We start from the raw sequence: 19,562 nt of genomic DNA, 5'->3' as shown, positions 1-19,562 counted from the left end.
GTCGAAAGTGTCAGCTCAGTGCGCGCGGATAGGAGCCCAGGATACGCATCGTGCAGCTGTGCTCGCGAACCTCGGCCAGGGCCTGCGCCAGAATGGGATCGGCCTGATGCCCTTCCACGTCGATGAAGAAAAAGTAGTCCCACATGCCCCGCCGCGAAGGCCGCGATTCGACCTTGGTCATACTGATCCCCAGGCGGGCGAACGGTTCGATTAGACGGAACAGCGCGCCCGGGTCATTGCGGGTGGACAACAGCAGCGACGTTTTGTCACGGCCGGTCGGTCCCACCGGCTGGCTACCGATGACCAGGAACCGCGTCGTGTTGTCGGGTTCGTCCTCGATGTTGCGCTCCAAGATTTCCAGCCCATAGAGTCCCGCCGCCACTTCGCCCGCGATTGCCGCCGTACTGGCGGTTTCCGCCGCCCGCCGGGCGGCCTCGGCGTTGCTGCCGAGCGGTGTGCGGCGTACACCGGGCAGGAAACGGTCCAGCCAGCCTCGGCATTGCGCCAGCGACTGCGGATGGGAGAACACCTCGGTCAGCTCGGCCAACGCGGTCGGTGTCTTGCACAGGAGGTTGTGATGGATGCGCAGCTGAACCTCCCCGGCGATGATCAGACTGGAGCGCACGAAGCTGTCCAGGGTATGGGTGATGACGCCTTCGGTCGAATTCTCGACCGGAACCACGCCGTAATGACAGGCGCCGCTCTCCACCGCCCGGAAGATTTCGTCGATGGCCGGCAGTGGGATGGTCTGGATGGCCTGCCCGAAATGCCTGTATGCCGCCTGCTGGGTGAACGTCCCTTCCGGGCCGAGGAAGGCGACGCTCAGCGGCTTTTCGAGGGCCAGGCATTCCGACATCACTTCGCGGAAAAAACGGACCACGGCCTCTCTGCCTAGCGGACCGGGATTATTCGCCGTCAGCCGCTGCAGGATTTCCGCTTCCCGTTCGGGACGGTAGAAACAGTCGGTCTCGCCTGCTGCGACCTTGATCTCGGCCACCTGTTGAGCACACCGTGCCCGCTGGTTGAGCAACTCCAGCACCCGGTCGTCGAGTTCGTCGATGCGCTTGCGCAGTTCCGCGAGAGAAAGATCGTTCGCCATGCGTGTCTTGAAAAAGCTGACGTCTTAAGGTCGGTGGGCGAGTAAAGGATGGACGGACAGAACTCCGCGGATGTTCGCGATCCTGTCCAGAACTGCCGGTGGAACCTCCGTGTCGAGGTCGATAAGCGTATAGGCATATTCGCCGCGCGATTTGTTCAACAACTCCAGGATGTTCAGACCAGCCTCCCCCAAGGCTGCCGAGATCTGGCTCACCATGTTGGGGATGTTTTCATTGGCGACCCCGATGCGATGGGGGTGGCAACGCGGCATTTCGACTGTCGGATAGTTGACCGAATTACGGATGTTGCCGTTTTCGAGGAAATCACGGATCTGGTCCGCGATCATGACTGCGCAGTTGTCTTCGGCCTCGACCGTCGAGGCGCCTAGATGCGGCAGCAGGATGGTGCCTTTGACACCCATGAGGCGGGCGGTCGGGAAATCGCTGACATAAGCGGATAACCGGTCGTGTTCCAGCGCCGCGCGAACTGCCACCTCGTCGACGATGCCGGCGCGCGAAAAATTGAGTAGCACGGCCCCTTTCTTCACGGATCCCAGCCGTCCAGCATCGATCATGTTCCGGGTTTCGCCGTTCAGCGGCACGTGCAGGCTGATGAAATCGGCGTGTGCGATCAGATCGTCGGTACTGCCGGCACGGGAGACGGCGGCGGAAAGCTGCCAAGCGCGCTCCACCGTGAGTGCCGGATCGAAGCCGGTCACGTTCATCCCCAGGGACACCGCGGCGTTGGCGACGCCGACACCGACCGCGCCCAGACCGAGTACGCCCAGCGTCTTGCCGGCCAGTTCGGTGCCGACGAAATTCTTCTTGTTCCGCTCGACCGCCTGGGCGAGGGCCGCGTCGTCGCCTGCGAGCGAGCGGGTGAAATCCCAGGCCTCGCAGATATGCCGCGCCGCCAGCAGCATTCCGGCGACGACGATTTCCTTGACGGCGTTGGCGTTCGCGCCGGGAGTGTTGAATACCGGTATGCCGCGCCGGCTGCAGTCAGCCACCGGGATGTTGTTGACGCCGGCGCCGGCCCGGCCAATGCAGCGGACCGAGTCGGGAATCGTGACGCCCTTCAGGTCGAAGGAACGCAGCAGGATGGCATCGGGATGCTGGATCTCCGAAGCAACCTCATAGCGGTCCCGCGGCAAGCGTTCCAGGCCAGTCACCGCGATGTTGTCGTAAGTCAGAACCTTGTACATGGCACACCCCCTAGCCGTACCGGTGCTCGAAGTCCGCCATGAAGGCGATGAGTGCATCCACCCCAGCCTCGGGCATGGCGTTGTAGATGCTGGCGCGCAAACCGCCGACCGACCGGTGGCCTTCGAGCGCCACCAGTCCGCGGGCTGCGGCTTCGGCGGCGAAAGTCTTTTCCAATCGGGCGTCGGCGAGGCGGAAGGGCACGTTCATGCGCGAGCGGAAGGCCGGGTCGATCGGATTGGAGTAGAGCGCCGAAGCGTCGATTGCGGCGTAGAGCTTTTGCGCCTTGCGGATGTTGCGGGTCTCCAAGACCGCCACCCCACCTTCCTGCTTAAGCCATTCCAGCACGAGGCCGAGCAGGTACCAGATGTAGGTCGGCGGCGTGTTCAGCATGGAGCCGTTGTCTGCGTGCTTCTTGTAGTCGAACACCGTGGGCGTACCCGGGATCGTCGTTCCGATCAGGTCTTCCCGGACGATGACCACGGTGATTCCCGCCGGTCCCATGTTCTTCTGGGCACCTGCATAGATCAGTCCGAACCGGCTCACGTCGATCGGGCGGGAAAGGATGTTGGACGACATGTCGCACACCAGGGGTAGGCCGCCGGAATCCGGGACGTCCTGGAATTCAACGCCGTTGATCGTTTCGTTGGCGGTGTAGTGGAGATAAGCCGCGTCGGAGTCGATCCGCCATTCGCTACGCGGCGGCACCGTCGTGAAACCGCCCGCCCTTGCAGTGGCCGCAACCACGACGTCGCAGTAACGACTGGCCTCCTCGATCGCCTTCCCCGACCAGATGCCAGTATCGACATAGCAGGCCGCGGCCCTGTCTCGCAGCAGGTTCATTGGGACCATGGCGAACTGGGCGGTAGCCCCGCCTTGCAGGAACAGTACCTTGTATTCGGGGGGGATGGCGAGCAGCTCGCGCAGATCGGCTTCCGCCTTTTCGGCGATGGCACCGAAATGTTTGCCGCGATGGCTCATTTCCATCACGGACATCCCGCTTTCGCCCCACTCGAGGATTTCTTCGCCCGCGCGGCGCAGGACCGCTTCCGGCAGCATCGAAGGGCCGGCGCTGAAGTTGTAGATACGTGTCATGGGCAGACTCCCGCTATTCGTAGACGTGGAGGACCGCTCGCGCCCCTCGCCCGGGAAGTTAGCGCCAGTCCCGTATCGGTATTGAATACCCCAAAGATTTCATCGATAGCCATGGCCCACCTGGATTCATTTGGTTTCCGCGGATTCTTCGGAACCATTGTCCGGCTCATCCCCTTCGCCATCGGGCAGGCTACCGATTCGATCCATGCCGACGACCTTTTCACCGGCGCCCAACCGGATGACGGTAACACCTTGGGTATTGCGGCTGAGCACGGGGATTTCACCGACCCGCGTCCGCACCAGGGTCCCGGCGTCGGTGATCAGCATGATCTCGTCCTCGTCCTGGACCAGAGCCGCTCCAACCACCGCGCCATTGCGGGCGCTGGTCTGAATGGCGATCACCCCCTGTCCGCCGCGCCGGTGACGGGGGAATTCCTCCAGCCGTGAGCGCTTGCCGTAGCCGTTTTCGGTTATGTTGAGCACGGTGCCTTCACTGGCGATGATCAGGGCGATGACTTTCTGCCCCTCCTGCAAAGTCATGCCGCGCACCCCAGCGGCGGTACGGCCCATAGCACGGACATCCGTCTCGGGGAAACACACCACCTTGCCGTCGCTGCTGAACAGCATCACGTCCTGTTCGCCATGGGTAATCGCCACGTCGACCAGGCGGTCGTCGTCGCGTAGCTCGATGGCGATCTTGCCGCTGGGCCGGGGGCGATCGAACTCGCTGAGCGCGACTTTCTTGACGGTGCCGGAGGCGGTGGCCATGAAGATGAAATGGGCTTCGTCGAACTTCCGGATCGGGAGGATGGCGTTGATGCGTTCACCTTCCTCCAGCGGCAGCAGGTTGACGAAGGGGCGGCCGCGCGCGGTGCGGCTGGCCACCGGGAGCTCGTATACCTTGAGCCAGTAGACTTTACCGCTGCTGCTGAAGCACAAAATGGTATCATGGGTGTTGGCCACGACCAGCTTTTCGATGTAATCCTCTTCTTTCGTGGCGGCCGCCTGCTTGCCGCGGCCGCCACGACGCTGGGCCCGGTAATCCGCCAGTGGCTGGGCTTTGACGTAGCCTTCGTGCGAGACCGTCACCACCATGTCTTCCTCGGTGATGAGATCCTCGGCCGAAAGGTCGAGGCGGTCGGCAATGATCTCGGTGCGGCGGGGATCGCCGAATTGTTCGCGGATCGCGACCAGCTCATCGCGGATCACCTGCATCAGACGGCTGTCCTTGGCCAGGATGTCCAGCAGATCGGTGATCTGCTCCAACAGTGCTCGGTATTCAGCGATGATCTTGTCCTGCTCCAGTCCGGTGAGGCGATGCAGGCGCAGGTCCAGGATCGCCTGGGCCTGGGTGGGCGAAAGATAATACCCACCCTCGCGCAGCCCGTAGGCAGGGTCCAGATCGCGGGGACGGGAGGCTTCTGCGGCCTCCGCTCGTTCCAGCAGTTCGGTGACGATGCCGGGCTGCCAGGCGCGCGAAACGAGGCGCTCCTTAGCTTCGGCGGGACTCGGTGAGCTCTTGATGAGTTCGATGACTTCGTCGATGTTGGCCAGCGCCACCGCCAGACCTTCCAACACGTGCGCCCGCTCTCTGGCCTTGCGCAGTTCGTACAGCGTGCGCCTGGTCACCACCTCGCGACGGTGGTCGATGAAAGCGGAGATCAAGTCGCGCAGGTTCATCAGGCGCGGACGGCCGTTCAGCAGCGCCACCATGTTGATCCCGAACACGCTCTGCATCTGGGTCTGCTGATACAGATTGTTCAGTACCACCTCCGGCACTTCGCCACGGCGCAGTTCGATCACCATGCGCATGCCATCCTTGTCGGACTCGTCGCGCAGAGCGGAAATACCTTCGAGCTTGCCTTCCTTGACCAGCTCGGCGATTTTCTCCAGCAGCCGCGCCTTGTTCACCTGGTACGGCAGCTCGTTGACGATGATGCTCTGGCGGCCACCCTCCTCGCCCTCGAACTGGCAGCGGGCGCGCAGATAGATGCGGCCGCGGCCGGTGAGATAGGCCTCACGGATGCCCGCGGCGCCGTTGATGATGCCCGCCGTGGGGAAGTCCGGGCCGGGCACGTGGACCATCAGATCCTGCACGCTGGCTACCGGATTCTCGATCAGCGCCAGGCAGGCATCGATGACTTCCCTGAGGTTGTGCGGCGGAATGTTAGTGGCCATCCCGACCGCGATGCCTGCCGCCCCGTTGATCAGTAGATTGGGAATCCGTGTCGGCAGGACCGAAGGCTCACTTTCGGAATCGTCGTAGTTGGGGACGAAGTCGACGGTTTCCTTGTCCAGGTCGGCCAGGAGGTCGTGGGCGATGCGGGCCATGCGGACTTCGGTGTAACGCATGGCAGCCGGCGGGTCGCCATCGACCGAGCCGAAGTTGCCCTGGCCGTCGATCAGCATGTAACGCAGCGAGAACGGCTGGGCCATCCGCACGATGGTGTCGTACACCGCCGTGTCGCCGTGCGGATGGTATTTACCGATCACGTCGCCGACCACGCGGGCCGATTTTTTGTAGGGTTTGTTCCAGTCGTTGCCGAGTTCGTGCATCGCGTACAGGACGCGCCGGTGCACCGGCTTGAGACCGTCGCGGGCATCCGGCAGGGCGCGTCCTACGATCACGCTCATGGCGTAATCCAGGTAGGACTGCTTCATCTCGTCTTCGAGATTGACCGGAATGATTTCTTTGGCGAAGGCTGTCATCGGAACCGAGCGGTAGGGAATGGGCGTGGCGGCGATGCCTGCCCGGGACGGAATCTGCGCATTATAACAAAAGCGTCATCCCTTGCCCCGGACTCATTCCCGGGGCATCGCCGCCTTGACCGCGTCATATTTCGGCGCGCCGGGCTGGTCCCTGTATTCGAGCAGGCCCCAACTGCCCCACTGGGAATAAGGGCCTGCACTGTTCCACAGGTTGTAGAGCCCGCCGCCCGCTGCCCGCCAATCTTCCAGGTGGCGTAGGTAGGCATCACCCATCCGGTGGTCCCGGTTGGCGGCCACGAACAGGGCGGTGATCGCCGGATCAGCGCCGGCCTCGCCGACGCCCACCAGATGCTGGCCGCCTTCGTAGGCCACCAGGTCCAGCCCATACTCGCTGGCAAGGCGTTTGTTTTCCTGCATCTGTCGCTTGGCTTCCTCCAAGGCTCCGCCGGGCGGGCCGCCGGGAAGCTCGCCGCCGTAGAAGATTTCGGTGAAAAGGCGGCGCAGTCCGCCGTCGGGATCGGAACACCAGCCTTTCACCGTCGCCGCATGTTCGGGCAAACCCAGGTAGTGGCCGAAATAGGGGGCGATGGCCAAAGCCTGGATATGATGCCGGTAGCACGGCGAACCGCCGCGCCCGCCCTGCCACAAAGGACAGTCCAGGGCCTGGCGTGCAGTCCAGGGATTGGCCGCCTGGCTTCCCATGACACAGACGACCCGGTCCCCTTCCTCCGCCCAGACTTCTTTCCAAATGTCGCACATCTGTGCCGTACGCATTCCGTACCATTGCAGCCTTTTGCCGTAGGCGCTCTCGTCCGCGTCCGGCCATCTCGCCAGCGCCTGCGCTTCCATCCAGCGACCGGCGGAGAACGCATCGTTCCAGGCTTCGTTGCTGTATTCGACGTAGACCTTACGGTCTTTGTCGAGCTTCCGCCGCATCAGCATGGCGAACTGGCGGACGTAACCATCGTCGGCGCGGGCAGGCATGTTCACCCAGACGTCCGCCTGCAGGCGGTTGCCCAATGCCGGGATCATCTCGGCCGGACCGCCGTCGCCGGTCTCGGACGCCCAGGTCCGGCTTTCCGGAGCGGTGCGATCGGTCCAGCCGACAGCGGTGGAATCGTTGGTGTTTTGATAAGCCATGAAACGGATGGCGCGGAACTGCGCCAGATTGCGCAGGAATCGAGGATCGAAGATGGAGTCCGACTCCTCGAACGGCCGGCAGTCACGCTGCTCCCCGCAGCCCATGGAATCGGTGCAGAAGGCCGTGGGCTGTCCTTCGCAGGTGCCCCCTTCGGGCACGACTCTGATATTGCGGATGTGATCGCCGTTGCCGCCGGGATCCGTGGCCAGGATGGCGAGCTCGAACCAGAATTCGCCACCGACACCATTCACGTCGACGACATCCCGCCCGGGTCCAGATAAAGCGGCATTGCGAACGGCGCCCCGCGCATAGCCGAGCGTGCCCTGGCCTTGGTAGCGAACGATGAAGCGTCCGGCCGGTCGGGAAGGACTCAGGCCAGTCGGTACCAGAGTGGCGACGGAGGTGAAACGACTGCCGGACGCGCCGTTTCGGGGCGGATCCGGCAGCGAATTCGGATACCCCGCTGCGTCCAGTACCAGCGCATCCTGTTCGAAAGTGTTCCAAGCGCTCGCGCCGGGAGGCCAGCGTTGTTCGTCGCAGCCTGGATCGCGCCCGGGCCGACATTGGGTGAGCCAGGGTCCTGAGAGTTTGAACAGATCGACAAAAGGAATTTCAGTGCCGTAATAGGCTAGACCGGCGATGTTCACACCGATACCGGAGCTGGAGGCTGACGGAGCAGCTGGAGCGTCCGTTTCACCGCAGGCTGTAAAGCCAAGGCAAAGCACTGCGACGATAAGCCAGCATTCCGGCGGCCGCCCATCCCGTCTCCCGCCCGCCGAAGTTTCAAAGCCGGCGGTTGCCACGTAACCATACCTTGCCACGGCGTGCCAGGGCGACCAGATTCCGCATCAGAGGCCAGCGATCGTACCACCGATTGGGAGCGATATCGCTGCGCGAGCTGCGCTGCCATCCCAGGCTGGGCACCGCCACCAGGGTGACGACATCGGGATTCTGCTGCCGGAATGTCGAGTACGCTCCATCCACGTGCATGGGGCCCCCTTCCGGATGGCCCGGCGGACGCTGCAACAGAGTATCGAGAAACGCCAGCAGGCGGTCGATCACGGGACCGTTGACCGCATAGAAGTGCGCCGTGACGATGGGGCCTGCGTAGGGCTCCAGGTGCACCTTGTCTGACGGGACTTCGGAAAACTCCAATACATGGCCGAAGAACGTGAGATCCCAGGGGATTTCCCGCAATTCGCCGAGCAGCCTCTCTTCGACTTCGGGAAACTGCGCGGAGAGGGTGAGGTCATCCTCGAGTATCAGGACATTGCGGAGGCCCTGAGCCTTGGCTGCGCGCAAGATGCTCAAATGGCTCATGAAGCAGCCGTGTGCGCCGATACTGGGGAACGGCCCGGCGGATTCGGGCCGGATGGCCGGGAAGAACTCCACCCGGCCGGGCATCGGCGACAGGCCAACCCGTTCCAGTTCCTTTTCCATCTCACGCCGGCGATCCCTGCGTTCGGGCAGATTGATGATATAGCAGCGATCGAAATAATCCATCAGACGCACGATTCCCCCTCCTTTGCGCTCGATGCCACCCATCATACCGCAGCCCTCGTCGATTCGCAGGTTGCTGCAGCCGGATAGCTGTGCGCATGGCAAAATAACGCCCCCTTCGCCTCACCGGAGCAGCAGTCCATGGCCGACGACCACCGCAATGCCCATACCCGCCTGTCCAGGAATGCCATCGCCAGCGTCGTCGGGCAAATGATCTACCTCATTATCCGCGTCGGCCTGCCGCCGTTCATCCTGCTGCACGTATCGCTGCAGGACTACAGCATCTGGGCCACCTGCTTCCTGGTGTTGGGCTACATCGGCATGAGCACCTTCGGCATCGCCGGGGTGTACATACGTTATTCGGCGGAATACTACGCCCACGGCCGGCTCGACGACATAGGCCGCATGATGGGAGCCGGCATCTGGCTCACCCTGGCGCTCGGGAGCTTCATCCTGGGTACATTGTGGGTCTCGATGCCCTGGCTCTACGCCTGGTTCCATGTCGAACCGGCGATGCAGGAAACGATGCGGCTTCTGGTGCTGGGCGTGGTGGGAGCGATGCTGCTGGAACTGCTGGTTCCATACGGTTACGTCATGGGTGGCATCCACCGCAATGCGGAAAACGCGGTGATCTCGCTGGTCTGCTCGACCCTGGAGGCCGTGCTGATAGTCGTCTTCCTGCTCCAGGGCTGGGGACTGGTCGGGATGATGGCGGCCTATGTGTTGCGCGCGGTGTTCGCGCTGACGTTCACCCTAGCCTGGTTTCACCGGCTGTTGCCCGGATTCCGCATCCATCTGTGGGGGCTGGGAAAGGCCCAGTGGCGGCCGTTCCTGGAGTACGGCGGCGTCATGCAGGTGAACGGCCTGCTCAGTGTATTCTTGAATACCAGCGAACGGGCACTGGCCGGCTACATCACCCACAATCCCGGCGCCCTCGGCCTGCTGGACATCAGTCAAAAATTCCCGACGATGGCCAGCCAGCTTTTCAATTCGGCGACTAATAGCCTGCTGTCCGCGATCACCCACTTGCACACGCTCGGGGAGCGTGAGGAACTGGTACGGCTGTATCTGCGCTCCTCGCGCTACCTGAATGCGCTCAACGGGTTGGCGCTGGGATTCATGGCGCCGTTCGCGACGGTGCTGATCACGGCCTGGATGGGACAGAGCGTCCCGGTCGCCGATGCCGGAACCCTGCTGCTCTATGCCGCGGTCGGCTTTCATATCCATGCACTGACGGCCCCGGTCACCAGTTATTTCCAGGCGATCAACTCGCCCGCCCGCACTTTCTGGGCTTTCATCGTGCCGCAGATCGTCCTGTTGGCGGTGGGGTTGGTCTGGATGAAGTTGCGGGGTGAAACCAGTTTGCTCACCCTGGCAGCGATGATCATGCTGACCCGGATCGGCAGCAGCCTGGGCGTCATCGTTTATGCCAATGCGCAATTGGGCATTGGTCAGTTACGGTTTTTTCGGGAGGTCGCCCCCATCGGAGCCCTGCCCTATCTGGTCGGCTATCTGGCCAGCCGGGCCGTGTCCGGCTGGACCGGGCTCGCCGAGCTCACGCGGTGGGATGCGCTCGGCATACTGATCTTGTTCGGCCTGGCCTATGTCGCCGTCACCGCCGGTCTCGTATTCGTCCTTCTGTTCCGGCCCGACGAACGGCAGGTTGTGTACGCCGTTCTGGCCAGACTAGGCCTGAAGCTGCGGACCGAGCGGCGCGAAAGCGATTCTCCCCGTCCCGCGACCCGGAGTGGTTTCAGCCGCTGGCCGGTCTCGGTCGCCGCATTCGGTGTATTCATCGGCCTTGGCCTATTATATTCACTTGCCCTGCCCGGCGGACTCCTGGCCAGTCTCTTTGCACCCGATCTCATGCCGACTCAGGCGTGGATGTTCGGTTTGGCCGTGCTTGGCGTGGGATTGGCGGCGGACTTCGGTGGCCGCTGGGCGGACCGGGTCGGACCTCGTCCAGCGCTTTTCGCCGCCTCCCTGCTCTTGTTGGCCGGTCTGCTCTCAGTTCTGTTTGGCGCGCATCTCCAGGTGAAGAACCTGGTTTTGTCCGGTTACGGCATGGTAGGCGGCCTTGGCTTGGGTTTCGGTTATGCGGCCACGATGCCCGCCTTGATGCAAGTCATTCCTGCCCGTCGTGGAACGATGGCCGGACTGACGCTCGCAGGCTTCGGCGGTGGCATTCTGTTGGTCGGTCCGCTGGCGGAGGCGCTCTCGAAACTCAGCGGAAATCCCGAACCCTTGGGCATGGTGGAAACGGCGTTTGCGCTCGGATCGCTGGGTTTGGTTTTGCTGCTCGCCGGCTTTGCCCTACGGCTGTCGCCGTCGGATGGCAAACTGGCCCCGGTGCGGGAATGGCGGTCGCCGCGGTTTTATCTGCTTTGGCTCATGCTCTTTCTGAGTGCCGCCGCCGGTATCGGCCTTTCGAGCCTGGCAGTGCCAATACTGCGCGGCATGCCCAGCGCCGCCGGCACGGCGGTGTTTGTCGGAATGCTGGCTCTGGCCGACTTCGGTGGTCGCCTGCTGTGGGGCTGGGTGTCCGACCGGGTCGGCCGCAAGTCCGTCTATACGCTGGTGTTCCTGGGCGGTGCGGCGCTCTGTATGGCGCTGCCTTTCATAGGCCTGAGCGGCAACGTGCCTGCTTTCATGGCCTGCTGCGCCGCCGCGGCGAGCCTTTTCGGTGGCGGGATCGCCGCCTTGCCTGCCTATGCGGCGGATGTATTCGGAACCCTCCGGCTCGGGAGGGTCCATGGCAGACTACTGATGGCTTGGGCGGTTGCGGCGGCAGCCGTGCCGCCGCTGATCTCCTCGCTGGAAACCTGGCTGATCGGACTCGGCCTCGCCGAGGCCCATGCCCGGTTCGCCCTGCTGTGGATGGCGTCAGGCCTGCTGCTGATCGGCTTTCTCTGCAATCTGCTGATTAACGTGAAAGTCGCAGCATCTTGGCCTCCTTCTCCTTCCGGGCGAAGAGCCGAGGAGGAGGGGGAACGATCATGGTGAGCAGTTGCGCTCACGCGATACCTCCCGCTATTGCGCTCACTGCGTTATTGCCGAGGAGGCATTGTCCAAGGGCGGCCTGTCGCCATGATCCTTAGCCAGACCCAAAACGGGCCGGCGCGTCATAAGACCCTCCTGAACCGGAACGGCACTGCCGCCTCGAACCGCCGGCCTGCGCCCATCCAACCCCATTCTGGGCTCCGCCGCTGCATGTAGCTCTCCGCCCAGCCGGTGAGCATGAAAAACATGGGCATCGTCTGTTGCCCCATGAACACTGTGGCAATGGCGACGAAATAAGCGAGATAGATGCCGGCGAGCGTGAAGGCCAGCGAACTGCCGGGTGGGCCGGTGGGCGGCTGGCGCAGCCCATAGATCAAAAGCCGGATCATGGTGCCGGGCAGCAACAGTAGAAAAAACACCGAGGCCAAGTAGCCATGCATCAGCAACAGCAGCAGGAAATGATTGTCGATGGACTCCGCCCCCGGCACTTTCGGCCATTTGGTCAGGCCCCAGCCCCAAAGCGGCTCTTGATTGGCAATGTCCAGGTAGTTTTCGATCAGTTCATAGCGATAAGCCGCCGTTTCCTGATTTTCATCTTTGGCGTTTTCGCGGCCGACCGAAGCGTAGTTCAGGAAGGCGATGATTGCCGGAACGCCGATCACGACCATCCCGCCCAGAATCACCGCCATCGCCAGATTGCGGTGTTTGCTACGCCCCACGGCGGTAAGACTGGCGCCGATGAAACTGGCCAGCCAGGAACCCTTTGCCAGAGTGATGAACAGGCCGCCCGCTGTGATCAGTGTCAGCCAGAACGCCGGTTTGTAGGGCAGCCAGGGCAGCTGCCTGAACTTGTCCGGCCAGGCGCCGGACCATTGCAGCCAACGCTGCAAACGGAAGGCGACGATCATCATGATCCCGGCCAGCAGGGCGTGGGCGTAAGGACCGGCAGCCCGCGCCAGCCCAAAGCGGAAAGTCGTGACCCATTCCATCCCCTGACCCGGAAAGAACCGGTCGAACACGAAGCGCCACGGATTCAACCCCAGGCGCGTCTCGACCAGATTGAAGATCGATACCACTGCTATGGCAAGCACACAAATCTTGGCAAACAGGAAACGGTTGCCGAACGGCTCGATCAGACTTTTCGCCAGCAGGTAGGGAACGACGCCGCTGAACAGCATCGCGAACATCAAATTCTGGGCGTCGGAATACCCGGAAGCGCGGTACTCGGAAATCGATACGCACAGCGCATAGCCGAACACCCACACGTCGTTGAGGCTGAACCGGTAACCGGGGAAGCCCTTCATGGCGAAGCTTGCCGCGACCGCCACGCAGGCCGCCTGATTGAAGGTCGGGTCCGGCAGACCCGGGAAAATGCAGCGGTAATAATCCGGCAGAAGCAGTAACACCGGCAAATAGACACGGAGAAAGGCGTATTGGGTGTCGTGCCGGGTAGCGATCAGAAAGGCCGCGATGCCGGGCAGCAGCGCGATGTAGGAGAGCATCAGGCGGGGCGTGGGCGCTCGATGGGCCGGGCGGGCACCCCGGCCACGACCGCGCCGGCGGGGACGTCGTGCGTCACGACCGCGTTGGCGCCGACCACGGCGCCGTCTCCGACTGTGACTCCCCGCAGGATGGCGGCGCCCCGCCCGATCCATGCATTGCGCCCGATCCGCACCGGCCTGGCATCATGACCGGTATCCCGTACGGAGCGGCCTTCGGCGACACGGTGATGGGCATCCCGGATGCTGGTGTATTCACCCACCATCACACCGTCTTCCAGGACAACCGAGGCATAGGACACGATATGCACCCCGCGCGACAGCACCACGCCGTCGCCGATTTCGATGCGGCCTAGTTCCTGGGTTTCCAGGTACAGACCTGGATAAAGGAACAAGTCCCGCCCCAGATGGATGTTTCTGCTGCCGTGCAGTTCGGGTGTCTCCAGTACCACCACGGAAGGGTCCAGGTCCGAATCGAGGGCCGCCTTGAGCCGTGCATGCGCCCACAGGCGATGCCAGGAATCCAAGCGGTTGGCGATGGCCGCGGCCGGCGTCAATAAACTCAACAGGAGACGTTTGGTGATTCTGGACATGGCCTCACTTGTACTCGATCAGGTAACGGTTGTGTCGGCGCAGGCGGTCGATCCGGCAGGCGATCTGACCGACCAGGATGGGGATCTGCTGGAGATGCGAATGGACCCCGTAGAGCAGCAGCGTCCCCAACCCGCCTCCTTTCCACCGGGCCTTCCAGGCCGAGCGCAGGGCCAGCGCCAAGAAGAACGCCAGCGCCAGCACCAGCGGTAACAGGCTCTTGGCGATCACCGAAGCCAGGACTCCGCCAGCGAACAGAACGCTCAGGAAACCGCCCCGCACCCGGTTCCGCCGCGCATCCGTCAGCCACAGCGGAAAGGCCGTGTGCCGCAGCCGCTCGGATACTTCGGCATAGGCATAGCCCGCCCGGAATGCCCGCTTCCAGTAACTTGCCCAGGTTTTCATCGCCAGGTCATGCCCGGTCATGGGGCGGTCGACGTGCACGATGGTGAATCCCAACGCTCGGATGCGCTGGCACATTTCCGGTTCTTCCCCCGCGATCAAGCTGGCATCAAAGCCCCCCACGGAGCGGACGACATCGGCGCGCATCAGTGCATCGCCACCGCAGAAATCAGAAGGGCCCGGCGGATAGACCCAGTCGAGGTCCAGTACGCGGTTGAACAGCGAGTGCCCGGGATAGAGTTCACGCCGGTGCCCCCATACCACGGCAACCTTCGGATCATCGAACTCGGGTAGCGAATCGGCGACGAAATCGGGGTGCAGGACGGTATCGCCATCGAGAAAGAGGAGATACGGCGCTTTGGCTTCCCGCCAGCCGGCGTTGCGTCCCAGGGCGGCGGACGGACGTTCCGGCTTCACCTCGATGACTTTCGCGCCGAATGCGCGTGCGCGGGCCACGCTGTCGTCCCGCGAAGCCGAATCGACATAGATGATCTCCACCGGACCGCCGGGATCGCGCATGCCACGCACCGAGGCGAGACAGCGGCTCAGCCGCTCGCCTTCGTTCCGTCCGATGACGATGACCGATAGCAAAGGCTGGCTGGAAAGTGTCGACTCAGTCATCGGCAAGCTCCTTGAACAGTCTGGCATAGCGTTCCAGCCCGGCCTTGCTCGAATAACGTTCGCGCAGCCTGGCGTCGGCCGCCGCGACGATGCGATCCAGGCTCGTCGGCGCAAGGCCGGCGACTTCGGCCAGCACGCTTCCCAGATCATCGGCGTCACCGGCATGGAACTGAAATCCCGAAACACCGGGTTCGATCAGCGAGCCCGCGCCGCCGGCGTCCGGCACCAGCACGGGAACGCCAGCGGCCATGGCCTCCAGGATGGCGAGGCCGAACGGCTCGCACGGGCACAGGTGCAGCAATAGATCGCTCTCTGCCAGGATTTGCGGAATTTTGTCGCTGAAGCCTTCGAACACCACATTCGGATGATCCTTTTCCGCACGTGCCCGCAGCATTTCAAAGTCCCACCCTGTGCCGCAGATGCGGAAATTCAGGCGCTCGAGTGCCGGGTGCTGGTCCAGACAGTCGAGCAGCAGATCGACCCGCTTGATCGGATCAACGCGCGAAACCACGACGACGTTGTGGATCCCCTCGCGGAATGCCGGCCGTCGAGGGGCTTCGGCGATCTGCCGGTCCGGCAGGAAATTCTCGCAGACTTCGATGTCGTCTTCGGCGACGCCATGAGCGAGCAGGCGTTCCCGGACGAATTCGGACACCGCGACGAAGCGAACGCCCGTTCCGTTGAGTAGCCGTTTGCGCCCATAGCTTTCGCGCTCGTCCGTACCGCCGTGCACGAGATGGAGATGCGCGTTGCGGCGCCGGTACAGCCGGTTCCAGGCCAGGAATATCAGGGAATGACTCACGCCGGTGGCGGCGAAAGCGATCTGGCGGTGACGGGCGATCCAAGGCCTAAGCTTGATGGCCAAGTCACGCGCGCCGCGGAACGCCACCACCTGAATGCCCAGCTGCTCGGCCTCGCCCAGGGCTGGGCCGTGTGGAGCGAACAGGACGGGTTCCATGCGACCGCGCAAGCCGTCCAGAGTTGCCAGCGCCATGCGTTCGGTCCCATAGAGATTGCCGCTGTGCAGCACGTAAAGAAACACCGGTTTCATTCCTCCAGCCTCCTCGATGCGTGTTTCTTCCTGTTTTCGTTGCCGATGGCCAGGGCGAACTCCTCGGCCAGTTTGGCGTAATAACCGCCGCCCCGATAGACCTCCAGTCGGGTGACCACGAAACCCACCGCGCTAGGGTCGATCTTCTGCAGGATGCCGGCCGCCCGCCGCAGTTCGCCCGGCTTGACCTGGCCGGCGCCTACCAGCAGCAGGGTGACGTCCGCGACCTCCACCAGGTACTCAGTATCGGCGGACAACAGCAGGGGCGGCGCATCGACCAGCACCAGATCATAGGCCGCTTTCAACTCGTCGAAACACCGGCGCAATGTGGGATAGGCGAACAACTGCCGCCCCGGGGCGGTCCCCATTCCCAGCCGATCCGGCAATCCGTCTGCCGCTGCCACGACCGCCGTTGGAACTTCGCCGGAACCGGCCAACAGGTCGGCCAGCCCCGGTTGGGCCGGCTCGGCCCGGTAGCGGGGGTCGGGTTTGATGGCATCGGCTTCTACGACCACGGTGCGTACACCGAGCACGGCCAATTCGGAGGCTAGGTCCAGGGCGAGACTGGTCACCCCGGCATCCGGTTTGACAGAGGTCAGCAATACCAGCCGATTGCCGTGTACCTCCCGCTCCCGGTTTACAGCAATGGCCAGCCGGCGCAGCTGATCTGTGCTCATCCGTTTGAGATCGGGGCTACCGTGATGTTCGACGAACCAGGCGACTGGCCGGTGGCCGATGATCTTGGCGACCTGGCCTGTGGTCCGAATGCGCTGATCCAACATGTCGAGCCCGATTGGCGTGGCGCCCCCCAACATCAATGCCACGACGAGGACTACGGCGAACAGTTTCTTCCGGCCGCCCTTGACCGGAAGCTCCGGCGGACGGGCATAGGTTTCGACACGAACGAAACCGGGAGCCCGCGACTCGAGCTCGAAGAATTCGATACGCTCGTCGATCATGTCGAGCTGCTTACGGCTGCGTTCGATTTCGTCGTTGAGGCTCAGGGCTTCATTGTAAAGTCTTGCGAACCAGGAGGCTTTCTGGCGGAAGGATTCGAGCTGGCGGGAGAGTTCCTGTTCGATCTGGCGGTCCCGTTTCACATCGGATCTGCGCTGATCGATGAAGCTCTTCGCGACCTGCTCATTGAGCTTGTCGACGGTTCGGTTGAGCTCCTCGTCGATTTCCTTGAATTCACGGTCGATCTGGATTTTCAGAGGGTGCCTGGGATCGAGGCCGCTGGCCTGCTGCAGCAATTCGCTGCGGCGCTTGTAGAGGCTGCCTTTCAGGCTGATCAGGCCGGGATCTTTCTGGATGGCGTCGAAGGCTGCCGCGGCGATGGCGTCCTGGCCGCTGTTCCTGTCTTCGAACAGCGCCAGAGCGGCCTCGCTCGCCAGCCGGTTGCGCTGGGCCGCGGCCAGCGCGTTTTGGCTTTCGATCAGCAGTTTGTCATAGGGGCTTGCCAGCTGTTCGCTGAACGTCGTGACGCTCAGCTCCTGGGCGATCTCTGTACGGCGGGCAAGCTTTGTGTTGATTTCATCTTGGATCTGCCCCCGCCGCTCCCGCAGGCTGGCCAGGCGTACGTTGCGGGCGAAAAAGGAGTCCGATTCGCGGGATTTTTCGAGATAGGTATCGACGATAGTGTTGACCAGTTCGTCGAGATGGTCCGGTGTGGTCGATTCTAGCGTGACCGTGATGAGGTAGCTGTCCTTGACCGGCTTGACCTCGAGCGCCGCTTGCAGGCGCTCCGCAGCCCGCCGGTCCGACTCCTTTTCCCTCTGCCAGACGTAGCGTTTGTCGCCGAGCTTGGCCAGCGACTCCAGCAGGATGTCGTAACGCGGTACCGTCCGGGCCTGATGTTCGATGAATTGATCATAGGCAGGGATGTCCAGCTCCTTGGAATCTTTGAGGATGTTCACGAAGCGCGGCGCTACGTACAGCACCGCGGTGGCCGAATAGACGGCCTTGCCTTTGACCCAGGCGAATCCGGCTCCGAGGACGACGACCACGGCCATGACGATCAGCGCGATCCGGCGGTGCCGCTGAAAACTCACCAGCGGCATCAGCGTGCCGGCGGATTGCGGCGAGTTCTGCGGAATTTCGGAGGCGGAAGCGTTCATCGTGCCAGCGCTACATGGTGCCGATCTGGCGCAGCATCCAGGCCTGCATGAAAGGATTCGCCCGCTGCAGGATGAAACCGATCTTCGAAGCGGTGTTCATGGGTACGTAAATGATGTCGCCATGTTCCAGCGCGAGCGACAGGCTGGGGTCCGGCCTCATGATGTCACTCAAGGCAATCTGCAGGTTGACACCCTTTTGCGGCCGGATCAGGTGGATTTCTCCCTGGTGGGCATCCGGAGTGGGGCCCCCGGCCTGGCCGAGCGCGTCGACGAAGGACATTCGCGACGTGAGACGGATGGCTCCCGGTTTGTTGACGGCGCCGAGTACGAAGACTTGGCGGTCCGACGCGTCGGGGATATACACCACGTCGTTTCGGTGCAATTGCACATTGAGCTGCAGATCACCCGCCAACAGCCGCCCGATATCCACCCAGAGAATGCGGTCGCGCCGGATCACTGCACAGCTCGTAAGCACCTGTTCTGGCCGGATCAGCGGAAACACACCGGCTTTCGACAGGATCTCCAGCAGAGTCGGGGGGGTATCGAAAGGCACTGGGCCGGGATGTTCGACCCGGCCGAGAACGGTGACGCGGTTGGACGCGTACTGCAGCACCCGTACCGTGGTGAAGGGATCGCGATAATATTGCCGCAATGCCTTACTGATGGCATTGGCCGCCTCCTCCCGGGTCAGATTCCGGACCGCAATATTGCCGACCACGGGCAGGGTGACATAACCGTCCGGTCCAACCACCTGCGGCCCGGAAAGCTCGGGCCGGCCGACCACATCAATCTGGATCTGATCACCGTCGCCCACCCGGTAATCGGTCACGGTTTCCTCCTGGAAAGCCTTGATCACCTCAGCCGGCGACATGGTCTCGGCCTTCTGTGGGGCGCTGAAGGCCTCGCGGGCGCCGGGGGTGGCATCCGGCACCGATTCCCAGGAACCGCAGCCGGATAGTGCTACGGTCAGAGCAAGGATAGCGATGCGGGCGACCCTATGGAACGCTTTCATACCCACGCGTACCGGCCGGCGGTGGCTGTCGATCGCCGCGTCAGATCCCCGAGGCCGGAAGTCATTCGGCCGATGCGAGATATTCGACAGCCCGGTCGGCGTCGGCGAAAACCAGGAAGATCTCGTTGAGGCGAGTCAGTTCGATCAACGCCTGGATTTCCGGTGACAACCCGGCCAGGACCATTTTTCCCAACCGCTCCTCGATGGCCTTGAAGGCGGCGATCAGCACCGACAGACCGCTGGAGTCGATGAAATCGACATCGCTCAAATCCACCACCAGCCGCCCCGTGCCTCGTTCCACGACAGCCAGGAGCTCGCTCCTGGCCTTGGCGGCGTCTGCCATCACCAGGCGTCCGCCGAGTTCGACGATGTCCACATTGTCCTGCGTCCTGTGCTTAAGCAGCATCCCCTTTACTCCTAGCAGTCATCGAAAAATGGCTATCTTTATTATTGTAGTTAGAACGGTTTCACAAAGTCGATGAGATTGCGGGGGGGGCTATCCGCCTGCAAGCAAATGAATGCTA

At 62.9% G+C, this 19,562-nt stretch carries 14 protein-coding genes; 1 reads left to right on the top strand and 13 read right to left on the bottom strand.

Features of this window, described 5'->3' with window-relative positions:
* Positions 1–10: 10 nt before the first annotated feature.
* The 6 genes from pheA to N4J17_RS13660 all read right to left on the bottom strand — a co-directional run bounded on the left by pheA (position 11) and on the right by N4J17_RS13660 (position 8,793).
* Entirely contained in the window at positions 11–1,099 is a 1,089-nt protein-coding gene (gene pheA / locus N4J17_RS13685) for a prephenate dehydratase (protein ID WP_198321977.1), read from the bottom strand.
* Between the two features lie 24 nt (positions 1,100–1,123).
* On the bottom strand, positions 1,124–2,302 hold the full coding sequence (locus tag N4J17_RS13680) for a phosphoglycerate dehydrogenase (RefSeq protein ID WP_198321976.1): 1,179 nt from the start codon (positions 2,300–2,302) through the stop codon (positions 1,124–1,126).
* A gap of 10 nt (positions 2,303–2,312) precedes the next feature.
* Positions 2,313–3,395, bottom strand: a complete 1,083-nt coding sequence (gene serC, locus N4J17_RS13675; RefSeq protein WP_198321975.1) for a 3-phosphoserine/phosphohydroxythreonine transaminase — start codon at positions 3,393–3,395, stop codon at positions 2,313–2,315.
* 126 nt (positions 3,396–3,521) lie between these two features.
* Positions 3,522–6,104 (bottom strand): DNA gyrase subunit A, encoded by a 2,583-nt coding sequence (gyrA, locus tag N4J17_RS13670; protein WP_198321974.1) that lies wholly within the window; start codon positions 6,102–6,104, stop codon positions 3,522–3,524.
* Between the two features lie 93 nt (positions 6,105–6,197).
* Positions 6,198–7,892, bottom strand: coding sequence for a cellulose-binding protein (locus tag N4J17_RS13665; RefSeq protein ID WP_277458216.1), 1,695 nt, complete (start codon positions 7,890–7,892; stop codon positions 6,198–6,200).
* Positions 7,893–8,028: 136 nt separating this feature from the next.
* Positions 8,029–8,793, bottom strand: coding sequence for a glycosyltransferase family 25 protein (locus N4J17_RS13660; RefSeq protein WP_232470260.1), 765 nt, complete (start codon positions 8,791–8,793; stop codon positions 8,029–8,031).
* A 93-nt stretch (positions 8,794–8,886) separates the two neighbouring features.
* On the opposite strand from N4J17_RS13660, the gene N4J17_RS13655 reads away from it, so the two are divergent.
* Positions 8,887–11,748 (top strand): MFS transporter, encoded by a 2,862-nt coding sequence (locus N4J17_RS13655; RefSeq protein WP_198321973.1) that lies wholly within the window; start codon positions 8,887–8,889, stop codon positions 11,746–11,748.
* Between the two features lie 119 nt (positions 11,749–11,867).
* Here the strand turns inward: N4J17_RS13655 and N4J17_RS13650 are convergent, their stop codons facing one another.
* The 7 genes from N4J17_RS13650 to N4J17_RS13620 all read right to left on the bottom strand — a co-directional run bounded on the left by N4J17_RS13650 (position 11,868) and on the right by N4J17_RS13620 (position 19,444).
* Positions 11,868–13,247 carry an O-antigen ligase family protein gene (locus N4J17_RS13650; protein ID WP_198321972.1) on the bottom strand — a complete coding sequence of 460 codons (1,380 nt, stop codon included), beginning with the start codon at positions 13,245–13,247 and terminating at the stop codon, positions 11,868–11,870.
* On the bottom strand, positions 13,247–13,837 hold the full coding sequence (locus N4J17_RS13645; protein ID WP_198321971.1) for an acyltransferase: 591 nt from the start codon (positions 13,835–13,837) through the stop codon (positions 13,247–13,249). The genes N4J17_RS13650 and N4J17_RS13645 overlap by 1 nt, the downstream gene beginning before the upstream one ends.
* A gap of 4 nt (positions 13,838–13,841) precedes the next feature.
* Complete coding sequence (locus N4J17_RS13640; RefSeq protein ID WP_198321970.1) at positions 13,842–14,858, bottom strand: glycosyltransferase; 1,017 nt, start codon at positions 14,856–14,858, stop codon at positions 13,842–13,844.
* A complete protein-coding gene (locus N4J17_RS13635; protein ID WP_198321969.1) occupies positions 14,851–15,909 on the bottom strand; it encodes a glycosyltransferase family 4 protein in 1,059 nt (352 codons plus the stop codon). The genes N4J17_RS13640 and N4J17_RS13635 overlap by 8 nt, the downstream gene beginning before the upstream one ends.
* A complete protein-coding gene (locus N4J17_RS13630; RefSeq protein WP_198321968.1) occupies positions 15,906–18,026 on the bottom strand; it encodes a GumC family protein in 2,121 nt (706 codons plus the stop codon). Before N4J17_RS13630 ends, N4J17_RS13635 begins: the two co-directional genes overlap by 4 nt.
* Before the next feature lie 10 nt (positions 18,027–18,036).
* Entirely contained in the window at positions 18,037–19,038 is a 1,002-nt protein-coding gene (locus N4J17_RS13625; RefSeq protein ID WP_198321967.1) for a polysaccharide biosynthesis/export family protein, read from the bottom strand.
* A gap of 61 nt (positions 19,039–19,099) precedes the next feature.
* Complete coding sequence (locus N4J17_RS13620; RefSeq protein WP_198321966.1) at positions 19,100–19,444, bottom strand: STAS domain-containing protein; 345 nt, start codon at positions 19,442–19,444, stop codon at positions 19,100–19,102.
* Positions 19,445–19,562: the final 118 nt, after the last annotated feature.

This window comes from Methylococcus capsulatus, assembly GCF_036864975.1.
Lineage (GTDB): Bacteria > Pseudomonadota > Gammaproteobacteria > Methylococcales > Methylococcaceae > Methylococcus.
Note: the sequence above shows the minus strand (reverse complement) of the source record. Positions and strands in the feature narration are given on the sequence as shown.